The organism is Martinezella hainanensis, assembly GCF_900094555.1.
GTDB lineage: Bacteria > Pseudomonadota > Alphaproteobacteria > Rhizobiales > Rhizobiaceae > Rhizobium > Rhizobium hainanense.
In genome coordinates this window covers 192,829-211,506 of sequence record NZ_FMAC01000008.1, presented here as the reverse complement: position 1 = coordinate 211,506, position 18,678 = coordinate 192,829, and the positions used below count along the sequence as shown (strand labels likewise).

The window sequence follows — 18,678 nt, the reverse complement described above, 5'->3', positions numbered from 1 at the left end:
ACGATCTAAAATCTGAATCCGCTCTAAAATCAAAGAAGTAGAGCATGATGTCGTCCGAAATCCCCTGACACTTTTCGGCATCATGCTCTAATCGGCGCTTCAACGGGACAAATCGCTGCATTTTTGAAAGACTGCGCCCAATTGATTCGCGATTGGACGGAGCTGGCGCATGGAATGGCTTTCGGGCAGGGTGATCCTCGTCTGGGGTTTCAAACGTGCATTGCTTACGATTTTAGCCGGTGCCGTCGGCGTGCTGGCATTGCCGCCCTTCGGCTTCTTTGCGGCGATGTTCATCTCCTTTACGCTGCTGGTCTGGCTGCTGGACGGTGTCGCCGCCAGCCCGGATAGCGGCCTGCTCGGGCGGCTGTGGCCGGCTTTCTTCACCGGCTGGCTGTTCGGCTTCGGCTATTTCGTTGCTGGTCTCTGGTGGCTCGGCCATGCGCTGCTGATCGATGCCGACGAGTTCGCATGGGCCTTGCCGCTGGCAATCCTCGGCCTTCCCGCCTTCTTGGCTGTCTTCTACGGCGTCGCGACCGTACTTGCCCGCATCCTGTGGTCCGATGGCATGGGGCGGATCGCGGCGCTCGCCTTCAGCTTCGGTATTCTGGAATGGCTGCGCAGCTTTCTCTTTACCGGCTTTCCCTGGAATGCCATCGGCTATGGCGCCATGCCTACTCCGCTGATGATGCAGTCGGCGCATGTGATCGGCATGCTCGGGGTCACCGTGCTTGCCGTCTTCGTCTTCGCCGCACCCGCGCTGCTCGGTACGCGCCAGGGGCGGGTGCCGGGGATAGGCCTTGCCGCCCTCATCGCCGCGGCCCATTTTGGCTATGGCTACTACGCACTGAGTCAGCCGGAAGCACCGCTCACTGACGCCAGGACCGCGCCGGTCGTGCGTATCGTGCAGCCGTCCATCGATCAGGAAACCAAGATGGACACGACTGCCGATCGCGCCGCCATCTTCGACAAGCATCTGGCGCTTTCGGTCCAGCCGCCTGCGAATGGCGGCAAGCGGCCCGACATCATCGTCTGGCCGGAAACGGCCGTGCCTTTCATCCTGACCGATAATCGCGATGCGCTCGCCCGCATCGCGGATCAGCTCGAAGACGATCAGATCCTGATCACCGGCGCCGTCCGCGTTGAAGACATGGGGCCGGGCGTCGAGCCGCGCTATTACAATTCGATCTATGTCATCGACGGCCGCGGGCAGATCATCGGCGCGTCCGACAAGACCCATCTCGTCCCCTTCGGCGAATATGTGCCTTTCGAGCATATTCTGAGCTATCTCGGCATCGAGAACGTCGTGGAGCTGCCTGGGGGATTTTCAGCGGCCACCAAGCGGCAATTGCTGGCCATGCCCGACGGCGTCAAATTCTATCCGCTGATCTGCTACGAGATCATCTTCCCGAACGAGATGACGGCGGGGATCCGGCAGGCCGATGCCATTCTCAACGTTACGAATGACGGCTGGTTCGGCGATACGCCCGGTCCATACCAGCATTTCCTGCAGGCAAGGGTGAGGGCGGTGGAGCAGGGGCTGCCGCTGATTCGAAGCGCCAATACAGGCATTTCAGCATTTGTTGATGCACACGGACGGGTGCTTTCTGGTATCGATTATAATCAACAAGGCTTCATTGATACCACTTTAGGTGGCGCAACCGTATCGCGCATCGACGATAAATCCAGAAAAACATACTTTTGGTTGATCATCGGAGCAGTCGGCATAATTGCCGCAATTTCGCGCATGGGTTTTATTTTCAGGGTGAATTGACCAAAAAACCCTAAAATTGCATAGTGCTAGATGTCCGCCTTTCGAACGTAGACTGGAGGCCTTGGGGGCGTCGGCTGCAACGTGGCGTTATAGGGGTGGTGAAGGGTACCGGGTGGCAGGTCCTGAATTCAACCTATGTTAGGGTAAAATGATGATTGAGAATAAAAAGAAGCCGAACCCCATCGACATTCATGTCGGTAGCCGCATACGCCTCCGCCGAACGATGCTTGGCATGAGCCAGGAGAAACTCGGCGAAAGCCTCGGAATTACGTTTCAGCAAATTCAGAAATACGAAAAAGGCACCAATCGCGTCGGCGCCAGCCGCCTGCAGAATATCTCCAGCATCCTCAATGTCCCGGTTTCCTTCTTCTTCGAGGATGCACCGGGCGAGCATTCGGCCGGCGCGGGTGGCATGGCCGAAGCATCCAGCTCCAACTACGTCGTCGACTTTCTGTCTTCTTCGGAAGGATTGCAGCTCAACCGCGCCTTCGTGAAAATTTCCGATGGCAAGGTCCGACGCAAGGTTGTCGAGTTGGTCAAGGCGCTCGCGGCCGAGGCGGATGCCGAGTAGCCCTTCGAGGCGGGGTTAAACCGACAAAGTCGAGAGGCGGTCATTTTGGCCGCCTTTTCGCTATTTACGGCAAAATTTTATCACTTGAGCAGGGATATAAAGATATATTTATGTCCTTGTGCGGCTTGTTTTTCGAGGCGGAGACGAATATCAAAAGCAGAGATTTGTTCTTTGAGGGGAATCCCGCATGCGCGCGAATTATCTGTTTACGAGTGAGTCTGTTGCCGAAGGTCACCCGGATAAAGTTTGTGACCGCATTTCCGATGAAATTGTCGATCTGGTTTACCGCGAGGCCACAAAGACCGGCGTAAACCCCTGGACCGTGCGCATTGCATGCGAGACCCTTGCCACCACCAACCGCGTCGTCATCGCCGGTGAAGTGCGTCTGCCGCCGAGCCTGATGAAGAAGGATAAGGACGGCAACGACGTCATCAATCCATCGAAGTTCAAGGCTGCTGCACGCCGCGCCATCAAGGATATCGGCTACGAGCAGGACGGCTTCCACTGGAAGAAGGCGCGCATCGACGTGCTGCTGCACTCGCAGTCCGCCGACATCGCCCAGGGCGTCGACAATGCCGCCGACCAGCAGGGTGACGAAGGTGCCGGCGACCAGGGCATCATGTTCGGCTACGCCTGCAAGGAAACGCCCGATCTCATGCCGGCGCCGATCTACTATTCGCACAAGATCCTGCAGCTGCTCGCCGCCGCCCGCAAGAAGGGCGACGGTGAAGTCGCCAAGCTCGGCCCGGACGCCAAGAGCCAGGTAACGGTCCGTTATGTTGACGGCAAGCCGTCGGAAGTGACCTCGATCGTGCTATCGACCCAGCATCTCGATGAGAGCTGGGACTCGAAGAAGGTTCGCGCCGTTGTCGAGCCCTATATCGTCGAAGCGCTCGGCGACCTGAAGATCGCCCCCGATTGCAAGTGGTACATCAACCCCACGGGCAAGTTCGTCATCGGCGGCCCCGACGGCGACGCCGGCCTCACCGGCCGCAAGATCATCGTCGACACCTACGGCGGCGCAGCCCCGCATGGCGGCGGTGCCTTCTCCGGCAAGGACACGACCAAGGTCGACCGTTCTGCGGCCTACGCCGCCCGCTATCTGGCGAAGAACGTCGTCGCTGCCGGTCTTTCTGATCGCTGCACGATCCAGCTCTCCTACGCCATCGGCGTTGCCCAGCCGCTGTCGATCTATGTCGACCTGCACGGTACCGGCAAGGGCGTGACCGAGGATCAGGTCGAAGCGGCCATCCGCAAGAACATGGACCTCTCGCCGACCGGCATCCGCCGCCACCTCGACCTCAACAAGCCGATCTACGCCAAGACCTCGGCTTACGGTCACTTCGGCCGCAAGGCCGGTCGCGACGGCTCCTTCTCCTGGGAGCGTACGGACCTGGTGAAGGCCCTCAAGGAAGCCGTGAAGCTCCGGGAAGCCGCATGATCGATACCGAGCGCCGGTCGCGGGCGACGGAAGCATTCTTCGGCCGGCGCAAGGGTAAGGCCTTGCGCGGCCAGCAGGCTGAAAAGCTGGAAGCATTGCTGCCGCAGTTCATCGTCGATCTTTCCGCTCCGGCGCCGCAGCCGCTGAACGATCTCTTCCCGGCGCCATCAGAGCGTCTGCGCCTGGAGATCGGCTTCGGCGGTGGGGAGCATCTCATCCACAGGGCGCTGGAGCAGCCAAAGACCGGTTTCATCGGTGTCGAGCCCTTTGTCAATTCGATGCAGAAGCTGCTTGCGCGCGTCGAAGAGGCAGGCGCACACAATATCCGCGTCTACAATGACGACGCGACGCAGGTGCTGGATTGGCTGCCGGATGGCTGCCTGGATCAGATCGACCTGCTCTATCCCGACCCCTGGCCGAAGAAGAAGCACTGGAAGCGCCGCTTCGTTTCACAGGTGAACCTTGCCCGTTTCCACCGCGTCCTGAAGCCCGGTGCGCTTTTCTGCTTTGCCTCCGACATCGACACTTATGTCAATTGGACGCTGCAGCATTGTCAGGCGCATGGCGGCTTCGAGTGGACAGCCCAAAACGCTGCCGACTGGCTGACGCCCTATGAGGGCTGGCCGAGCACGCGCTACGAGGCAAAGGCCCGCCGCGAGGGACGCTCATCGGCCTATCTGACCTTCAAGAGGGTCTGATCGTTCCAATTGCGGGCGAAAATTTCAGATTGAGATATTTGCATCATCCCGTGAGGACCGCCGCTTTGGGCGGTCTGGATCATGCGCATGCGTTGCCAGGTGGGGCCGGTTCGATGCGGTCCTTGCGGACGGTGAGTTTCACCGTCGGGCGACGCTCATAGTCAGTGCAGGCTGACCGTCTTCAATTCGTCTTCCGCAGCACGGTAGAAGGTGCTGGAGCGATTGTCCGTCAACAGGATCGGGGTGCCGTCGGCGCCGAAAAGCGCCCAGAGATCGACATCCGGATCAATATCGGGCGCTTCCGGGAAGCAGCGGGATACCTCGGACCAATCCATTTTTCTGATGTAGGCGACCTCACCGGTGCCGATATTGGCAAGTTCGGATGCGGTCAGGCGGGCGGTAGCTTCTTTCAACAACATGCTCGTACCTCCAGTATGAGGGACCAACGGCTCCAGAGCATGATGCCGAAAAGTGTGAGCGGCTTTCGGGCGATGTCGTGCTCTAGTTCTTTGATTCTAGAGCCGATTCAGACTTCAGGCCGATTCGGCCTGAAATCGTCCGGCTCTAGGCCGTTGTCCTACTGTGAGACCGAAATGTTAATTTTCTTTACTATACGGTCGGGTTCGGGCCGAATGAGATCGACGGCGAGCAAGCCGTTCTTCAGCGTGGCGCCGAGCACCTGCATGCCGTCGGCGAGAACGAAAACACGCTGGAACTGTCGGGCGGCGATACCGCGATAGAGATAATCGCGCTCGCCCTGCTCGATCTGGCGACCGCGGATCAGCAGCTGGTTTTCTTCCGTCGTGACATCGAGCTCGTCTTCGGAAAAGCCGGCGACAGCCAGCGTGATGCGCAACCGCTCCGGCTCGCCGGAAAGGCGATCCGCACGCATCCGTTCGATATTGTAGGGAGGGTAACCGTCGCTGGCCTTGGAAATCCGCTCAAGCGTCTTTTCCATAGTATCAAAGCCCAGAAGCAGCGGGCTGGCAAAGGGAGTCGTCCGGCTCATCGTCTCAAAGTCCTTGGGTGTCAAGCGACCGTTCCGGACCTGATCTTCAGCACCCGGTTGTCCCTAATATGGGAGTACGCGCCTGTGAGTGCAAGCCATCGCGTCTTCGCATTTGCGAGATCGAAATCCATGGTGAAGAATCGTTTCATGCCATGACGAGCGAGCGCTTGACAAAGCCGGACCGGACCCGCGACAAAGCCTGTCGATCTGCACCGGAGGAAAGTTACAGATATGACCGAACCTAGAAAAATCATTATCGATACCGACCCTGGTCAGGACGACGCCGCGGCGATCTTTCTCGCCTTCGGGAGCCGCGAGGAGATCGAGGTGCTCGGCATTACCGCGGTTGCCGGCAACGTGCCGCTGAGCCTGACGAGCCGCAATGCCCGCATCGTCTGCGAGCTCTGCGATCGTCGCGACGTCAAGGTGTTTGCCGGTGCCGACGCGCCGCTGAAGCGCAAGCTGGTGACGGCGGAGCATGTGCATGGCAAGACCGGACTGGATGGTCCGGACCTGTCCGAGCCGACGATGCAGCTGCAGCCGGGCCACGCCGTCGATTTCATCATCGACACGCTGCGCAAGGAGCCGGAAGGCGCCGTCACGCTCTGCACGCTCGGCCCGCTGACCAACATCGCATTGGCCTTCCAGAAGGCGCCTGAAATCGTCGGACGTGTACGCGAACTTGTCATGATGGGTGGCGGCTTCTTCGAGGGCGGCAACATCACGCCGGCGGCCGAGTTCAACATCTATGTCGACCCGGAGGCGGCAGACGTCGTGTTCCGTTCGGGCGTTCCGATCGTCATGATGCCGCTCGACGTCACTCACAAGCTGCTGACGCGCAAGGATCGCGTCGAGCGTATTGCCGCGGTTGGCACGCCGCCGGCCAAGGCCATGGTCGAAATGCTGCAGTTCTTCGAGCGCTTCGATATCGAGAAGTATGGCTCGGACGGCGGTCCGCTGCATGACCCGACCGTTATCGCCTACCTTCTGAAGCCTGAGCTCTTCAAGGGTCGCGAATGCAATGTCGAGATCGAAGTGACGTCCGAACTGACCGTCGGCATGACCGTCGTCGATTGGTGGCATGTCACCGACCGCAAGCGCAATGCCAAGGTCATGCGCGACGTTGATGCCGATGGCTTCTTCGCGCTGCTGACGGAGCGTTTTGCCCGCATCTGACTGAGTAAAGACCTACGAAAAAGGCCGCCGGAGCGATCCGGCGGCCTTTTTATTTCATCGAGCCAAGGTCGGCTCAGAACTCTTCCCAGTCATCCTGAGCGAGTGCATTGGCGCCCTGCATCTGCGGAATTGCCTTGCGTGCGGGTGCTGCAACGGGGGGAGCTGCCCGGCGCGGGGCCGCCGGAGCCCGCATCTGCTGGGCGGTTGCCCGCAATGCGCTGGTATTCTCCTGGATGGCACGTGCGGTGCGGAAGCGCGCAACGAGCGTCCGGAGCGACTGAGCTTCCTCGGCAAGCGCCACGCTGGAGGCGGTGGTCTCCTCGACCATCGCGGCATTCTGCTGGGTCACCTGATCCATCTGGTTCATGGCCGAGTTGATTTCCTTCAGACCAATAGCCTGCTCGCTCGCGGAGGCTGAGATCTGGCGGATCAGGCCGTTGATCTCCATCACCTGCTGGGCGATCTTATGCAGGGCATCGCCCGTGCGGCCGACCAGATTGACACCTTCCTTGACCTGTCCGGCCGAGGTATTGATCAAGGTCTTGATCTCCTTGGCGGCATTGGCCGAGCGCTGGGCCAGCTCACGCACTTCCTGCGCGACAACGGCAAAGCCCTTACCGGCTTCACCTGCGCGGGCAGCTTCGACGCCGGCATTGAGCGCCAAGAGGTTGGTCTGGAAGGCGATCTCGTCGATGACACTGATGATGCGGGACACTTCCTGCGACGATTGCTCGATGCCGTGCATGGAAGAAATGGCCTTCTGCACGATCTCGCCGGAATGCTCGGCGTCCTGCGATGCCGCATTGACGCTGCTTGCCGCCGTGCGGGCGTTCTCGGCGCTGGAATTGACCTGCGCGGTCAGCTCGTTGAGGGCCGCAGCCGTCTCTTCAAGGCTTGCTGCCTGCTGTTCCGTGCGGCGGGCGAGATCCGAGGCGCTGTTGCTGATTTCGCCGGTGCCGCTGCCGATGTTGCCGACGCTGACATTGACGGTGTGGACGGTCTCTTCAAGGCTCGTCAGCGCGGCGTTGAAATCCTGCTTGAGCTGGGCATATTCGCCGGGGAAGTCGTCCGTGATCCGCTGCGTAAGATTGCCCTTCGAAAGCTCGGCGAGGCTTTGGCCGAGAATGGCAACGATATGGCGCTGCAGCGTAACGCTCTCGTTGCGTTCGCTCTCCGAACGGCGGCGCTCGCCTTCGGCGGCCAGACGCTGGTCGTTGGCTTCGCCCTCCAGGCGCTTGGTATCGGCGAGCGCGAAGCGGAAACCTTCCAGTGCCTTGGCGACCGAACCCACTTCGTCGGCACCTGCTTGCCCCGCGACAGGTTCGGCGTAATTGCCGGCGCTCAGGCGATTGACGCTTGCAACAAGGCCGGCCAGCGGCTTCTGCACGAAGCTGCGCACCGCGACATAGAGAGCGAGCATGACGGCGGCGAGCACCAAAAGACCGGCAACGATCATCATATAGGTCTGATCGCGTACCGGGGCCGCGGTGGCGCTGTGCGGTACGTCGATGAGAACGACCCAGGTGGCATTGAGGCCCGGAACGGCGAACGGATAGACGACGCGGTCGAATTCTTCGCTGCCTGCATCGGAAAGATTCTTGAGGATGCTTGCGGAAGAGGAGCTCAGAGCTGCCTTGATGACGTCCGCGCCAGAACCATTATAGTCCTTCATCAGCAGGTCGGCGCTTGGTGCCACCAGCCACTTGTTGTCCTGGGAAACCAGAAGTACGCGACCGGAGCCGAACGGCTGCATCTTCTGCAGTTTCGTCGAAAGCGAATTGAGGGAGATATCGACGCCTGCAATGCCGATCAGCTTGCCACCCGACATGACAGGATAGGCGATCGAGCTCATGGTCGTCGGGACATCAGTGCCCTGCGCGAGGTAGGGCGGTGTGATCGCGCCCTTGCCGCTGTCGGCGGCGAGCTTCCACCAGGCGGCAGTGTAATCATTGTCGAAGGTCGAGAACTGGATGCCGCCATCCTTCGTCTTCGACCAGTAGGGTGTGAAGGCACCCTTGTCGTTGACGCCCTGATCCTTGTTGTTGGCAAGCTCCGTGGTCTTGCCATCCAGCGCGCCGAGCTGCTCGCAGAACCAGCTGCCGAAGGCAAAGGCGTTCTGTTCGACATTCGCCTTGAGGATGTTGATCATGCCCTTGCGGTCGAAGGTATGGCCTTCGTGGCCGCGGCCGATGATGGCGGCCATGGAGCGGGCGGCGCTCGCCATTTCGCCGACATTGGCGGCGATCTCGTTGGAAATGGATTTGGCCTCGGTATTCGCCTGATCCATGGTCAGCGTCTCGACGCGATCGCGGGTCTGGGAAATCAGCAGAAAGTTGGAAACCAGCAAAACGAGTGCAATCGCCAGCCCGGTGACCAAGATCAGCTTGGCCGCAAGCGACTTCATACGAAAGATGAACATCATTTCCTCGAAAAAACGATGCGTCGGATACACATTATCCAGATGCAAGGTCGGCGCAGGATGGCCCTGTCATGGGGCCGCCGTTAAATTCCTGTCGCAGCCGGAAGGCCATACGCGCCAGGCCAGAGGAGAATGATATGGAAGCGCAAAAATTTAATTAATTGCGCTTCGCAAGGGTTGTGAAATTTAGCCCTAAAGCTTTTCGGCGACTTCGCTGGCAATCGGGATGGACGGCTGCGCGCCCGGCTTCAGGCAAGCCAGCGAACCGGCGACGGCGGCGCGGCGCAGGCTGGCATGGAAATCCAGGCCCTGATCGAGACTTGCGGCAAAATAGCCGCAGAAGGTATCGCCGGCGCCCACGGTATCGACGGGTTCGATGACGAGGCCCTTGGCGCGCGCGAGCTCGCCGTCGCGAATGGCAATGACGCCATCGCCGCCAAGTGTGACAATCAGCGTCTGGCCGGTTTCGTTATGCAGGCGGATGAGGGCCGCCTCGCGTTCGGATGCCGACATGTTGTCCTGGCCGGCCAGCCTTTCGAATTCCGTCTCGTTAGCGATAACGATATCGGCAAGCCGGCCGAGGCGGGCAGCTTCCGGGATCAGCGGCGCGAGATTGAGTACGGTGCGCATGCCCTTCGCCTTTGCGGCATTCAGCGCCGTTTCGACGGCCGCGACCGGGATTTCGAACTGCAGCATCAGCGTATCGCCCGGGTTCAGTGCAGCGACGGCAGCCGTCGCGTGTTCGGCCGTATTGGTGCCATTGGCACCGGGGACGACGGCAATCATGTTCTCGCCGTCACCGCCGACGAGGATGAGAGCAGTGCCCGTCGGCTCGGAGACGCGCCGGACTGTGGAAAGATCGGTGCCTGCCGTCTGCAGCAGGTCGACCGCAGGCTCCGCAAAGCCGTCATTGCCGACGGCGCCGCTCATTCGCACGGTCGCGCCGGCGCGGCGTGCGGCCAGCGCCTGGTTGGCGCCCTTGCCGCCGGCGGCGGTGGAAAAGCCGTTGCCGGCGACGGTTTCGCCCGGCTTCGGCAGACGTTCCGTGGTGGCGATGAGGTCCATGTTGATGGAGCCGAAGATAGTGATCATGCGATGTCCTGCCCTGGGTGTTGCGTCTGCATGATCCTGCCCGAAGGCTGCCTTTGTCTTTTCGGATCATGCATCGATTGGGCGCGACACTGCCGAAGCGATCAGTCTTCGTCAACTACCCTGAGCTTGAGTTGGCTCGTGCGGTTGTCGACAGGCTTCGGCCGTTCTTCCGCACGCGCCTTGGCAGGCTCTTTCGCGGCCTCGAATTCCAGCGCCTCTATGCGCTCGCCACGCCTTGCCAGCTTGTCGGCCGAGGTGACGATCATGTCGACATCCTTCTGCGCCATGGCGAAATGCCCCTGCAGCTTTCGCACCCGCTCGTCCAGGCGCGAAAGGTCGTCCATCAGATGCGCCACCTCGCTCTGGATCACATGGGCCTGCTCGCGCATGCGCTGGTCCTTCAGGACAGCCTGGATGACCTGGATCGACAGCATGAGCAGCGATGGTGAAACGATGACGATGCGGGCGCGCTGAGCCTTCTGCACGATTGCCTCGAAATTCTCATGGATCTCGGCGAAGATCGATTCGGACGGCACGAAGAGAAAGGCCGTATCCTGCGTCTCGCCGGGAATGAGATATTTCTCTGAAATGTCGCGGATATGCAGCTCCAGATCGCGGCGGAACTGCTGCGCAGCGATCTTGCCATGTTCGGGACTGGCGGCGCTGCGAATGGCGTTCCAGGCTTCCAGCGGAAACTTGGCATCAATAACAAGCGGCGGCGAGCCATTCGGCATGCGAACGGTGCAGTCCGGCCGCGAGCCGTTGGAAAGCGTCGCCTGGAACGCATAGGCGCCCATCGGCAGCCCGTCGGCGATGATGGTTTCCATGCGCGCCTGGCCGAAGGCGCCACGCGTCTGCTTGTTGGAAAGAATGGCCTGCAGGCCGACGACATCCTTCGCCAGCGTCTGGATGTTGGTCTGCGCGGCATCGATGACGGCAAGCCTCTCCTGCAGGCGGCGCAGGTTTTCATGCGTCGAGCGCGTCTGCTCGCCGATCGTCGCCGTCACCCGCTGCGACATGCCGTCCAGGCGCTGGCCGATGGCCTGGTTGAGCTCTGCCTGCCTGGAGCCGAAGACTTCGGCCATGGTGGCAAGCCGTCCCTGCATCTCCGCCTGCGAACGTAGCAGCGCCGCCATCGTATGCTCGGTGTCGAGCGCGTCGTCTTCTGCACGTGCCTTGCCGCGGATGAAAAGCACGATCACTGTGATCGCAAGCAGAATGACGATGCCGGTCAGAACCTGGACCGTGGAAATGGCTTGGCCGAAGATGATGAAGGACATGAAACCTGGCGCGCTGATGAAGTTCTTACGCGGAGCATAGCAAAATTGCTGTGAATATCCAGATCAAAACGTGAACAAAATTTCGAGCCTATTTGCTGCTGTTGAGATCGCCGCCGGCGAAAAAACACCGCGCCATCGCCATCTTGGCGATTCCATCGCACGACAAGATGCGTTAAGGGAAACGTCATGACGATCAAGCCACTCATCATTTTGCCCGACCCGTTGCTCCGCCAGGCTTCCAAGCCCATCGAGCAGATCGATACCGAAATTCAGCGTCTCGCCGACGACATGCTCGAAACCATGTATGACGCGCCGGGCATCGGCCTTGCGGCGATCCAGATCGGCGTTCCCCGCCGCATGCTTGTCATCGACGTCGCGCGCGAAGGCGAAGAGAAGAAGCCGCTGGTTTTCATCAATCCAGAGATCGTTGCGTCCTCGGACGAGCGTTCGGTCTATGAGGAAGGCTGCCTTTCCATTCCGGATTACTATGCCGAAGTGGAGCGCCCGGCACGCGTCACCGTCAAGCATCTGGACCGCAACGGCAAGGAGCAGCTGACCGAAGCAGACGGCTTGCTTGCGACCTGTGTGCAGCACGAGATCGATCACCTGAACGGTGTGCTCTTCATCGACTACATCTCTCGCCTGAAGCGCGACATGGTGATCAAGAAGTTCACCAAGGCGGCCAAGTCGAAGGCGCTCTGACCTCTGGCATTGAAAGATCAGCCTGAAACGCTTATGATATCATTGATATCAAGTAGAGGCGTGGATGAGTGACCTTTTGATTCGCGATATTTCCGAGCCGATGAAGCAGGACATCGCAGAACGGGCAAAGCAGGCCGGGCGTAGTCTTTCGGACGAAGCGAAAGAACTCTTGCGAAAAGCCTTGGTCGCGGAGAATAGCGAAACGGAGAACTCCCGATTGTCTGCTTGGGACCTTCTTCGACCAATTCTTTACGATGGCGATGATGTGGCGGCAACGGAATATGCCCGTATCATGGATGAGATCGAGGTGGAGCGAAAGAAGGACTTCGGCCGGTCGGTCGAGGACTTTGAATGATCCTCCTCGACACGAACATTATTTCCGAATTGGAAAAACCTGCACCTGATCGAAATGTTGCCAGCTGGATGAAGGCCCGGCCAAGCACTGAGTTTTATCTTTGTGATGTCGTGGTGATGGAGCAATCCTATGGTGCGGAGCGCTTTTTACTTCGTACAAAATCCGATCGCTACATACGGATTTTCAATGCGTTGCTGGCGTCGTTCCAGGGTAGGATATTTAGGTTCGACCAAAAATCCGCCATCGAGACAGGCCGCATTCGCGCCCGTCGCGAACGTTCGGGCCATCAGATTTCCGTGCAGGACGCCATGATCGCCGCCATCTGTCTTGCGAATGGCGCGACATTGGCGACGCGCAACACAAAAGACTTCGAGGGGCTTGATCTCAAGCTCATAAACCCGTTTGAAGGCGGCTAGCATCTGGCCCTGATGGCGCTCGGGTCGCTCGAAACTGATATCTTAGCCGGATGGATCGCATGTCGCTCAACATCATTTTCATGGGAACGCCCGAATTTTCCGTACCGACGCTGCGGTCCTTGATCGATGCTGGGCACAAGGTTCGTGCCGTCTATACGCAGCCGCCGCGCCCCGGCGGCCGGCGTGGGCTTGATCTGCAGAAATCGCCGGTGCATCAGGCGGCCGAATTGCTGGGCCTGCCGGTTTTCACGCCCGTCAACTTCAAGGATCCGGACGAGCGCCAGCGCTTTCGCGATCTGGAAGCTGATGTCGCCGTCGTCGTTGCCTATGGCCTGCTGCTGCCGGATGCAATTCTGTCAGGCACGCGCCTTGGCTGCTATAACGGCCACGCCTCGTTGCTGCCGCGTTGGCGCGGCGCTGCCCCCATCCAGCGCGCGATCATGGCCGGCGATGCGAAGACCGGCATGATGGTGATGAAGATGGACAAGGGGCTCGATACTGGCCCGGTCGCGCTGACACGAGAAGTCGAGATCGGCGACACCATGACTGCAGGCGAGCTGCACGACCGGCTGATGCTCGTCGGCGCAAAGGCGATGGCCGAGGCGATGAACAGACTGGAGCATGACGAGCTTCCGCTGACCGCCCAGCCCTCCGAAGGGGTCCTTTACGCCGCCAAGATTGACAAGGGTGAAACCCGCATCGATTTCGGCAGGCCGGCGGCCGATGTCCACAATCACATTCGCGGCCTGTCGCCTTTCCCAGGCGCCTGGTTTGAGGTCGACATCGCGGGCCGCCCAGAGCGTATCAAGGTGCTCGGCTCGGAACTGGCGGAGGGCGACGGTGCGTCGGGAAAGGTTCTGACGGATGATCTCGTCATTGCCTGCGCTTCCGGCGCCGTTAGGTTGACGAAGTTGCAGAAGGCCGGCGGCAAGCCGCTGGCTGCGGCGGATTTCCTGCGTGGCACGTCGATCGCGTCGGGTACGGTGCTCGCTTCGGAGCAGGGCTGATGCCGCGTTACAAAATGACCGTCGAATATGACGGCATCCCCTATGTCGGCTGGCAGCGCCAGGAGAACGGCCCTTCAGTGCAGGGGGCGATCGAGGGCGCCATCCGGTCTTTGACCGGCGAGACGGTCTCAATCCGTGGCGCGGGACGCACCGATTCCGGCGTGCACGCCATGGGACAGGTGATGCATGCTGATCTTTCCAAGGAGTGGAAGATCTACACGCTGCGCAATGCGCTCAACGCCCATCTGAGGATGGCCGGAGAGCGGGTCGCCATTCTCGATATCGTCGAGGTCGATGCAAGCTTCGACGCCCGTTTTTCGGCAATCCGCCGTCATTATCTCTATCGCATTATCGCCCGCCGCGCGCCCCTTGCGCTGGAAGCCGGACGCGCATGGTGGGTGCCGAAGGACATGGATCACGAGGTCATGCACGCCGCCGCCCAGACCCTTGTCGGCCGGCATGATTTCACCACCTTCCGGTCGGCGCATTGCCAGGCAAACAGCCCGGTGCGCACGCTCGACCGGCTTGACGTGACGCGCAGTCGCGAACTCATCGAGATCCGCGCCACGGCGCAAAGCTTCCTGCACAATCAGATCCGCTCCTTCGCCGGCACCTTGAAGCTGGCGGGCGAGGGCAAGTGGACACCTGACAATGTGCGCGCGGCGCTCGAAGCTCAGGATCGCAAGGCCTGCGGCCCTGTCGCTCCGCCGGATGGGCTCTATTTCATGCAGGTGGATTATCGCGATGGTACCGGGCTGCCTGGCGACGGCGAAAGTGCAGATGACGGCGACGATCTGTCGTAGTCCACACTGACCATCTTAACCCGGCGGATAAACGCCCAGAAAGCGCTGCAGGAAATCCGTCAGCAGCATGGTCGGAATGAGCAGCACTAGCGTCAGCGTGCCGATGAAGAGCGGATGCGTGCCGCAGATCATTCTGAGCATGCGCGCCAGCGAAAAGATGATTGCCATCATCAGCGCCAGCCATAGCAGCGCCACCAATCCGCTGGAGCCGGGGACGAAAGCGATCACGGCGATGAGCAGCGCATTCAGATAGGATGTCGGCACGCCCAGCCAGTTCACCACGACGACGATGGGCGTAAATTTGTCGCCGAAACGGAAAATCAGCAGCAGCACGCCGGCAAGAACGAGCGGGACCAGCCAGTTCGCAAGCTCGACCAAGGCCAGGCGCAGGAAGAAGCCGAGACCGGTCGATGTCTCCGGCGGCATGGCGGTCAGATAGGCCTTCTGCCACCACAGCCAGGAAATGCCGATCGACGGCAGGCTCCACAAGATCGCCCAGAAGGAGCGCATCATGCCGCGATCCGTTATGTCCAGATACTGGAAGCCGCGCGCATCCATGCGGATCAGCAGCCAGAGACCGGACAGATAGTATTGGACTTCCCTAAAGGTCGGCATTCTCGAACCAGCGCTGGATGAAGGTCTGGTAGATCCCGGTCAGCGTTTCGAGATCCGAGACTGCCACGCGCTCGTCGACCATATGCATGGTCTGGCCGACGAGGCCGAATTCCACGACAGGGCAGTAGTCCTTGATATAGCGGGCATCCGACGTGCCGCCGGTGGTCGAAAGCGCCGGCCTTTGGCCAGTGATGTTTTCGACGGCGGAAGAGAGCGAGGCGATCAGCGCGTTGTTGCGCGTCAAAAACACCTGGCTCGGGCGCTCCGACCAGACGATGTCGTATTTCGCCGGCGGACGCCCTGGGCGCAGCGTCTGGTCGGCCGCAGCCGCATCCAGGCGGGCCAGGATTTCCGCCTTCAGCGTGTCGGCCGTCCAGGTATCGTTGAAGCGGATGTTGAAGGTGGCGGTCGCCCTGGCGGGGATGACGTTGGTGGCGGCATTGCCGACATCAATCGTTGTCACTTCAAGGTTCGATGGCTGGAAATTGTCCGTGCCGGTGTCGAAGGGCGGGTCGAGTAGCGCTTCCGTCAGCTTGATGATGCTGCGCACCGGATTGTCGGCAAGGTGCGGATAGGCGGCGTGGCCTTGAACGCCGTGAACGGTAATGGTGCCGGAGACCGAGCCGCGGCGGCCGATCTTGATCATGTCGCCGAGCCGGTCGGGGTTGGTCGGCTCGCCGACGAGCGACGCATCCCATGTCTCGCCGCGCTCGGCTGCCCATTGTAGCAGCTTGACCGTACCGTTGATCGCCGGTCCCTCTTCGTCGCCGGTGATCAGGAAGGAGATCGAACCGGCAGGCTTGCCATGTTTCTCGATATGGCGCGCGACAGCGGCCACGAAACAGGCGATGCCGCCCTTCATATCGACGGCGCCGCGGCCGAAAAGCTCGCCATCGGCGATCTCGGCGGCAAAGGGCGGATGGCTCCACGAGGCGGCATCACCTACGGGAACGACGTCCGTATGCCCGGCAAACATCAGATGCGGCCCATCCGTGCCGAGCCGCGCATAAAGGTTTTCGATATCGGGCGTTCCCGGCTCCATGGCCGTCATGCGCTCCACCTTGAAGCCAAGAGGCTGCAGCATGTCGGCAAGCGCGGTCAGCGCGCCGCCCTCGGCCGGGGTGACAGAGGCGCAGCGGATCAGGGTCTGCAGATTCGTGATGGGATTGGTAACGGTCATCGGAGGCAATTTATCCGGCGGGAAATGGCAAAGCGATGGCAAAGGATTGGCGATGAGTCGAAAATCCTTGCCGCGATTCCAGCAATCGCACAGGCATGTTCATCCGGCAAGCATAAGGGAAGCGCGATATGGCAACCGCGCTTCCGAAAAATTCCAAAATCAGTCGCGCAGCAGCTCGTTGATGCCGGTCTTCGAGCGCGTCTTTTCATCGACACTCTTGACGATGACGGCGCAATAAAGGCTCGGGGCCGGCTGGCCGTTCGCCATGGTATTGCCGCTCGGCAGCGCGCCGGCGACGACGACCGAGTAGGGCGGTACTTCGCCATAGGTGATCTCGCCGGTGGCGCGATCGACGATCTTGGTGGACTTGCCGATGAAGACGCCCATGCCGAGCACGGAACCTTCACGGACGATGCAGCCCTCGACGACTTCGGAGCGGGCGCCGATGAAGCAATTGTCTTCGATGATCGTCGGGCCGGCCTGCATCGGCTCCAGCACGCCGCCGATGCCGACGCCGCCGGAAAGATGTACATGCTTGCCGATCTGGGCGCAGGAGCCGACGGTTGCCCAGGTGTCGACCATGGTCCCTTCACCGACATAGGCGCCGAGATTGACGAAGGACGGCATCAGGATGGCGTTGGGAGCGATGTAGGCCGAATGACGCACGACGGCGTTCGGCACGGCGCGGAAGCCGGCTTCGCGGAAGCGATTCTCACCCCAGCCTTCGAACTTCGAGGGAACCTTGTCCCACCAGGTTGCGCCGCCGGAGCCGCCTTCAACGATTTTCATGTCGTTCAGGCGGAAGGAGAGCAGAACCGCTTTCTTGAGCCACTGGTTGACGGTCCAGTTACCGTCCACACCGCGCTCGGCCACGCGAACCTTGCCGCTATCGAGAAGATTGAGCGCCGTTTCGACGGCATCGCGGACTTCGCCGCGCGTCGACGTGTTCACATTGTCGCGATTGTCGAAGGCAGCCTCGATGGACTTTTCGAGGGAGGCAAGGTCGGTAGCGCTCATGGGAATTCCTTACAACGTCAGGGCCTATCGGGATTTCCGGATAAAGGTCCGGAAGCGGTCGATTGGTCCTATAGCATGGATGCCGAAAATGGAATGTCTTTTCCGCGCCGATTGAGCTTGGATTCAAGGCGTTGTAGGGGCATATGCAAGAGCTTGGCTATTTCTGTTTGCGAATGGAAATGGCCTGTCATGATCGATTCGAAAGGCATGAATAGATGAGCAAGGGGAAGAACGGCAGGCTGAGGCGCAAGGACGGGGTCTGGGACCCGTTGAAGACGAGCTCGGCGGACAAGCAGCGAGCCGAGTCGGTGCCGCGCACGCCGCAGTCGATGTCGCCGTCCTACCGCCTTGCCTATGCGGACGAGGATTTCCTCTGCCGCGAGGAGTTGCGGCCGATCCGCCTGCAGCTGGAATTGCTGAAGACCGAAATGTCGCTGACCGAGCGCGGCATCAAGTCGACGGTCGTCATGTTCGGCGGCGCGCGCATTCCTGCTCCCGGCACCAATGCCTGGGCCGCGCGCAATGATGTGCAACGCGCCAATCTCGAGGCTGCATCGGTTTACTACGAGGAAGCGCGCAAGTTCGCCCGGCTTTGCTCGCGCTATTCCGCCGGTTTCGACTACCACGAATATGTCGTCGTCACCGGCGGCGGCCCGGGCGTGATGGAGGCGGGCAATCGCGGTGCGGCCGAAGAAGGGGCACCCTCGATCGGCCTCAACATCGTGCTGCCACACGAGCAGGCGCCGAACGCCTATGTGACGCCGGAGCTCAGCTTCAATTTCCATTATTTCGCGATCCGCAAGATGCACTTCATGGTGCGCGCCAAGGCGATCGCCGTGTTCCCGGGCGGCTTCGGCACGATGGACGAGCTGTTCGAATGCCTGACGCTCATCCAGACCGGTCGCATGGAGCGCCTGCCGCTCATTCTCTTCGGCGAAAAGTTCTGGCGCAGCATCATCAATTTCGACGCGCTGGCCGAGTTCGGCACCATCGCGCCCGACGATGTGAACCTCATCAGCTTTGTCGATACCGCCGACGAGGCATGGAAGATCGTCGCCGACTTCTATGAGCACGACAACGGGCACTGACAATGAAAAGCCCGCCGTCGCGGAGGCGAGGGCGGGCG

The 18,678-nt window shown here is 60.6% G+C and carries 19 protein-coding genes; 11 read left to right on the top strand and 8 right to left on the bottom strand.

The features are described from left to right. Positions 1–169 precede the first annotated feature (169 nt). From lnt to trmB, 4 genes are all read left to right on the top strand, one after another. Positions 170–1,771, top strand: coding sequence for an apolipoprotein N-acyltransferase (gene lnt / locus GA0061100_RS24360; RefSeq protein ID WP_075855399.1), 1,602 nt, complete (start codon positions 170–172; stop codon positions 1,769–1,771). Positions 1,772–1,922: 151 nt separating this feature from the next. Then, complete coding sequence (locus GA0061100_RS24355; RefSeq protein ID WP_075855494.1) at positions 1,923–2,342, top strand: helix-turn-helix domain-containing protein; 420 nt, start codon at positions 1,923–1,925, stop codon at positions 2,340–2,342. Between the two features lie 187 nt (positions 2,343–2,529). After that, positions 2,530–3,783, top strand: coding sequence for a methionine adenosyltransferase (gene metK, locus GA0061100_RS24350; RefSeq protein ID WP_075855398.1), 1,254 nt, complete (start codon positions 2,530–2,532; stop codon positions 3,781–3,783). Beyond that, positions 3,780–4,481, top strand: coding sequence for a tRNA (guanosine(46)-N7)-methyltransferase TrmB (gene trmB / locus GA0061100_RS24345; protein ID WP_075855397.1), 702 nt, complete (start codon positions 3,780–3,782; stop codon positions 4,479–4,481). Before metK ends, trmB begins: the two co-directional genes overlap by 4 nt. Before the next feature lie 161 nt (positions 4,482–4,642). Here the strand turns inward: trmB and GA0061100_RS24340 are convergent, their stop codons facing one another. Next, entirely contained in the window at positions 4,643–4,900 is a 258-nt protein-coding gene (locus GA0061100_RS24340; protein WP_075855396.1) for a BQ00720 family protein, read from the bottom strand. Between the two features lie 158 nt (positions 4,901–5,058). Further along, positions 5,059–5,490: an Hsp20 family protein gene (locus GA0061100_RS24335; protein WP_075855395.1), complete on the bottom strand. Its 432-nt coding sequence runs from the start codon at positions 5,488–5,490 to the stop codon at positions 5,059–5,061. A 231-nt stretch (positions 5,491–5,721) separates the two neighbouring features. Here GA0061100_RS24335 and GA0061100_RS24330 point away from each other — a divergent pair, with 231 nt between their 5' ends. Beyond that, positions 5,722–6,666 carry a nucleoside hydrolase gene (locus GA0061100_RS24330; RefSeq protein WP_075855394.1) on the top strand — a complete coding sequence of 315 codons (945 nt, stop codon included), beginning with the start codon at positions 5,722–5,724 and terminating at the stop codon, positions 6,664–6,666. Positions 6,667–6,739: 73 nt separating this feature from the next. Here GA0061100_RS24330 and GA0061100_RS24325 read toward each other — a convergent pair whose 3' ends face one another. The 3 genes from GA0061100_RS24325 to GA0061100_RS24315 all read right to left on the bottom strand — a co-directional run bounded on the left by GA0061100_RS24325 (position 6,740) and on the right by GA0061100_RS24315 (position 11,457). Beyond that, entirely contained in the window at positions 6,740–9,085 is a 2,346-nt protein-coding gene (locus GA0061100_RS24325) for a methyl-accepting chemotaxis protein (protein ID WP_075855493.1), read from the bottom strand. 192 nt (positions 9,086–9,277) lie between these two features. Next, a complete protein-coding gene (locus GA0061100_RS24320) occupies positions 9,278–10,177 on the bottom strand; it encodes a ribokinase (protein WP_075855393.1) in 900 nt (299 codons plus the stop codon). A gap of 101 nt (positions 10,178–10,278) precedes the next feature. Next, positions 10,279–11,457 (bottom strand): DNA recombination protein RmuC, encoded by a 1,179-nt coding sequence (locus GA0061100_RS24315; protein ID WP_075855392.1) that lies wholly within the window; start codon positions 11,455–11,457, stop codon positions 10,279–10,281. A 186-nt stretch (positions 11,458–11,643) separates the two neighbouring features. On the opposite strand from GA0061100_RS24315, the gene def reads away from it, so the two are divergent. From def to truA, 5 genes are all read left to right on the top strand, one after another. After that, positions 11,644–12,159: a peptide deformylase gene (def, locus tag GA0061100_RS24310; protein WP_075855391.1), complete on the top strand. Its 516-nt coding sequence runs from the start codon at positions 11,644–11,646 to the stop codon at positions 12,157–12,159. 76 nt (positions 12,160–12,235) lie between these two features. Next, entirely contained in the window at positions 12,236–12,514 is a 279-nt protein-coding gene (locus GA0061100_RS24305) for a FitA-like ribbon-helix-helix domain-containing protein (RefSeq protein WP_244557939.1), read from the top strand. Beyond that, a complete protein-coding gene (locus GA0061100_RS24300) occupies positions 12,511–12,930 on the top strand; it encodes a type II toxin-antitoxin system VapC family toxin (protein WP_075855389.1) in 420 nt (139 codons plus the stop codon). Before GA0061100_RS24305 ends, GA0061100_RS24300 begins: the two co-directional genes overlap by 4 nt. A 59-nt stretch (positions 12,931–12,989) precedes the next feature. Further along, on the top strand, positions 12,990–13,937 hold the full coding sequence (gene fmt, locus GA0061100_RS24295; protein WP_075855492.1) for a methionyl-tRNA formyltransferase: 948 nt from the start codon (positions 12,990–12,992) through the stop codon (positions 13,935–13,937). Further along, the gene (truA, locus tag GA0061100_RS24290; protein WP_075855388.1) at positions 13,937–14,740 is read left to right on the top strand and encodes a tRNA pseudouridine(38-40) synthase TruA; all 804 of its coding nucleotides are present in this window, start codon (positions 13,937–13,939) and stop codon (positions 14,738–14,740) included. The genes fmt and truA overlap by 1 nt, the downstream gene beginning before the upstream one ends. A 15-nt stretch (positions 14,741–14,755) precedes the next feature. Here truA and GA0061100_RS24285 read toward each other — a convergent pair whose 3' ends face one another. From GA0061100_RS24285 to dapD, 3 genes are all read right to left on the bottom strand, one after another. Further along, positions 14,756–15,355, bottom strand: coding sequence for a hypothetical protein (locus tag GA0061100_RS24285; protein ID WP_075855387.1), 600 nt, complete (start codon positions 15,353–15,355; stop codon positions 14,756–14,758). Beyond that, entirely contained in the window at positions 15,342–16,535 is a 1,194-nt protein-coding gene (gene dapE / locus GA0061100_RS24280) for a succinyl-diaminopimelate desuccinylase (RefSeq protein ID WP_075855386.1), read from the bottom strand. The genes GA0061100_RS24285 and dapE overlap by 14 nt, the downstream gene beginning before the upstream one ends. Positions 16,536–16,694: 159 nt before the next feature. Continuing rightward, entirely contained in the window at positions 16,695–17,552 is an 858-nt protein-coding gene (gene dapD, locus GA0061100_RS24275) for a 2,3,4,5-tetrahydropyridine-2,6-dicarboxylate N-succinyltransferase (RefSeq protein ID WP_075855385.1), read from the bottom strand. Between the two features lie 215 nt (positions 17,553–17,767). Between dapD and GA0061100_RS24270 the strand changes: the two genes are divergently transcribed. Next, complete coding sequence (locus tag GA0061100_RS24270) at positions 17,768–18,640, top strand: LOG family protein (protein ID WP_075855384.1); 873 nt, start codon at positions 17,768–17,770, stop codon at positions 18,638–18,640. Positions 18,641–18,678: the final 38 nt, after the last annotated feature.

Excerpts from the sequence above, each read along its gene's own strand:
- lnt (WP_075855399.1), top strand. The coding sequence starts at position 170 with ATGGAATGGCTTTCGGGCAGGGTGATCCTCGTCTGGGGTTTCAAACGT.
- GA0061100_RS24355 (WP_075855494.1), top strand. The coding sequence starts at position 1,923 with ATGATTGAGAATAAAAAGAAGCCGAACCCCATCGACATTCATGTCGGT.
- metK (WP_075855398.1), top strand. The coding sequence starts at position 2,530 with ATGCGCGCGAATTATCTGTTTACGAGTGAGTCTGTTGCCGAAGGTCAC.
- trmB (WP_075855397.1), top strand. The coding sequence starts at position 3,780 with ATGATCGATACCGAGCGCCGGTCGCGGGCGACGGAAGCATTCTTCGGC.
- GA0061100_RS24340 (WP_075855396.1), bottom strand. The coding sequence starts at position 4,900 with ATGTTGTTGAAAGAAGCTACCGCCCGCCTGACCGCATCCGAACTTGCC.
- GA0061100_RS24335 (WP_075855395.1), bottom strand. The coding sequence starts at position 5,490 with ATGAGCCGGACGACTCCCTTTGCCAGCCCGCTGCTTCTGGGCTTTGAT.
- GA0061100_RS24330 (WP_075855394.1), top strand. The coding sequence starts at position 5,722 with ATGACCGAACCTAGAAAAATCATTATCGATACCGACCCTGGTCAGGAC.
- GA0061100_RS24325 (WP_075855493.1), bottom strand. The coding sequence starts at position 9,085 with ATGTTCATCTTTCGTATGAAGTCGCTTGCGGCCAAGCTGATCTTGGTC.
- GA0061100_RS24320 (WP_075855393.1), bottom strand. The coding sequence starts at position 10,177 with ATGATCACTATCTTCGGCTCCATCAACATGGACCTCATCGCCACCACG.
- GA0061100_RS24315 (WP_075855392.1), bottom strand. The coding sequence starts at position 11,457 with ATGTCCTTCATCATCTTCGGCCAAGCCATTTCCACGGTCCAGGTTCTG.
- def (WP_075855391.1), top strand. The coding sequence starts at position 11,644 with ATGACGATCAAGCCACTCATCATTTTGCCCGACCCGTTGCTCCGCCAG.
- GA0061100_RS24300 (WP_075855389.1), top strand. The coding sequence starts at position 12,511 with ATGATCCTCCTCGACACGAACATTATTTCCGAATTGGAAAAACCTGCA.
- fmt (WP_075855492.1), top strand. The coding sequence starts at position 12,990 with ATGTCGCTCAACATCATTTTCATGGGAACGCCCGAATTTTCCGTACCG.
- truA (WP_075855388.1), top strand. The coding sequence starts at position 13,937 with ATGCCGCGTTACAAAATGACCGTCGAATATGACGGCATCCCCTATGTC.
- GA0061100_RS24285 (WP_075855387.1), bottom strand. The coding sequence starts at position 15,355 with ATGCCGACCTTTAGGGAAGTCCAATACTATCTGTCCGGTCTCTGGCTG.
- dapE (WP_075855386.1), bottom strand. The coding sequence starts at position 16,535 with ATGACCGTTACCAATCCCATCACGAATCTGCAGACCCTGATCCGCTGC.
- dapD (WP_075855385.1), bottom strand. The coding sequence starts at position 17,552 with ATGAGCGCTACCGACCTTGCCTCCCTCGAAAAGTCCATCGAGGCTGCC.
- GA0061100_RS24270 (WP_075855384.1), top strand. The coding sequence starts at position 17,768 with ATGAGCAAGGGGAAGAACGGCAGGCTGAGGCGCAAGGACGGGGTCTGG.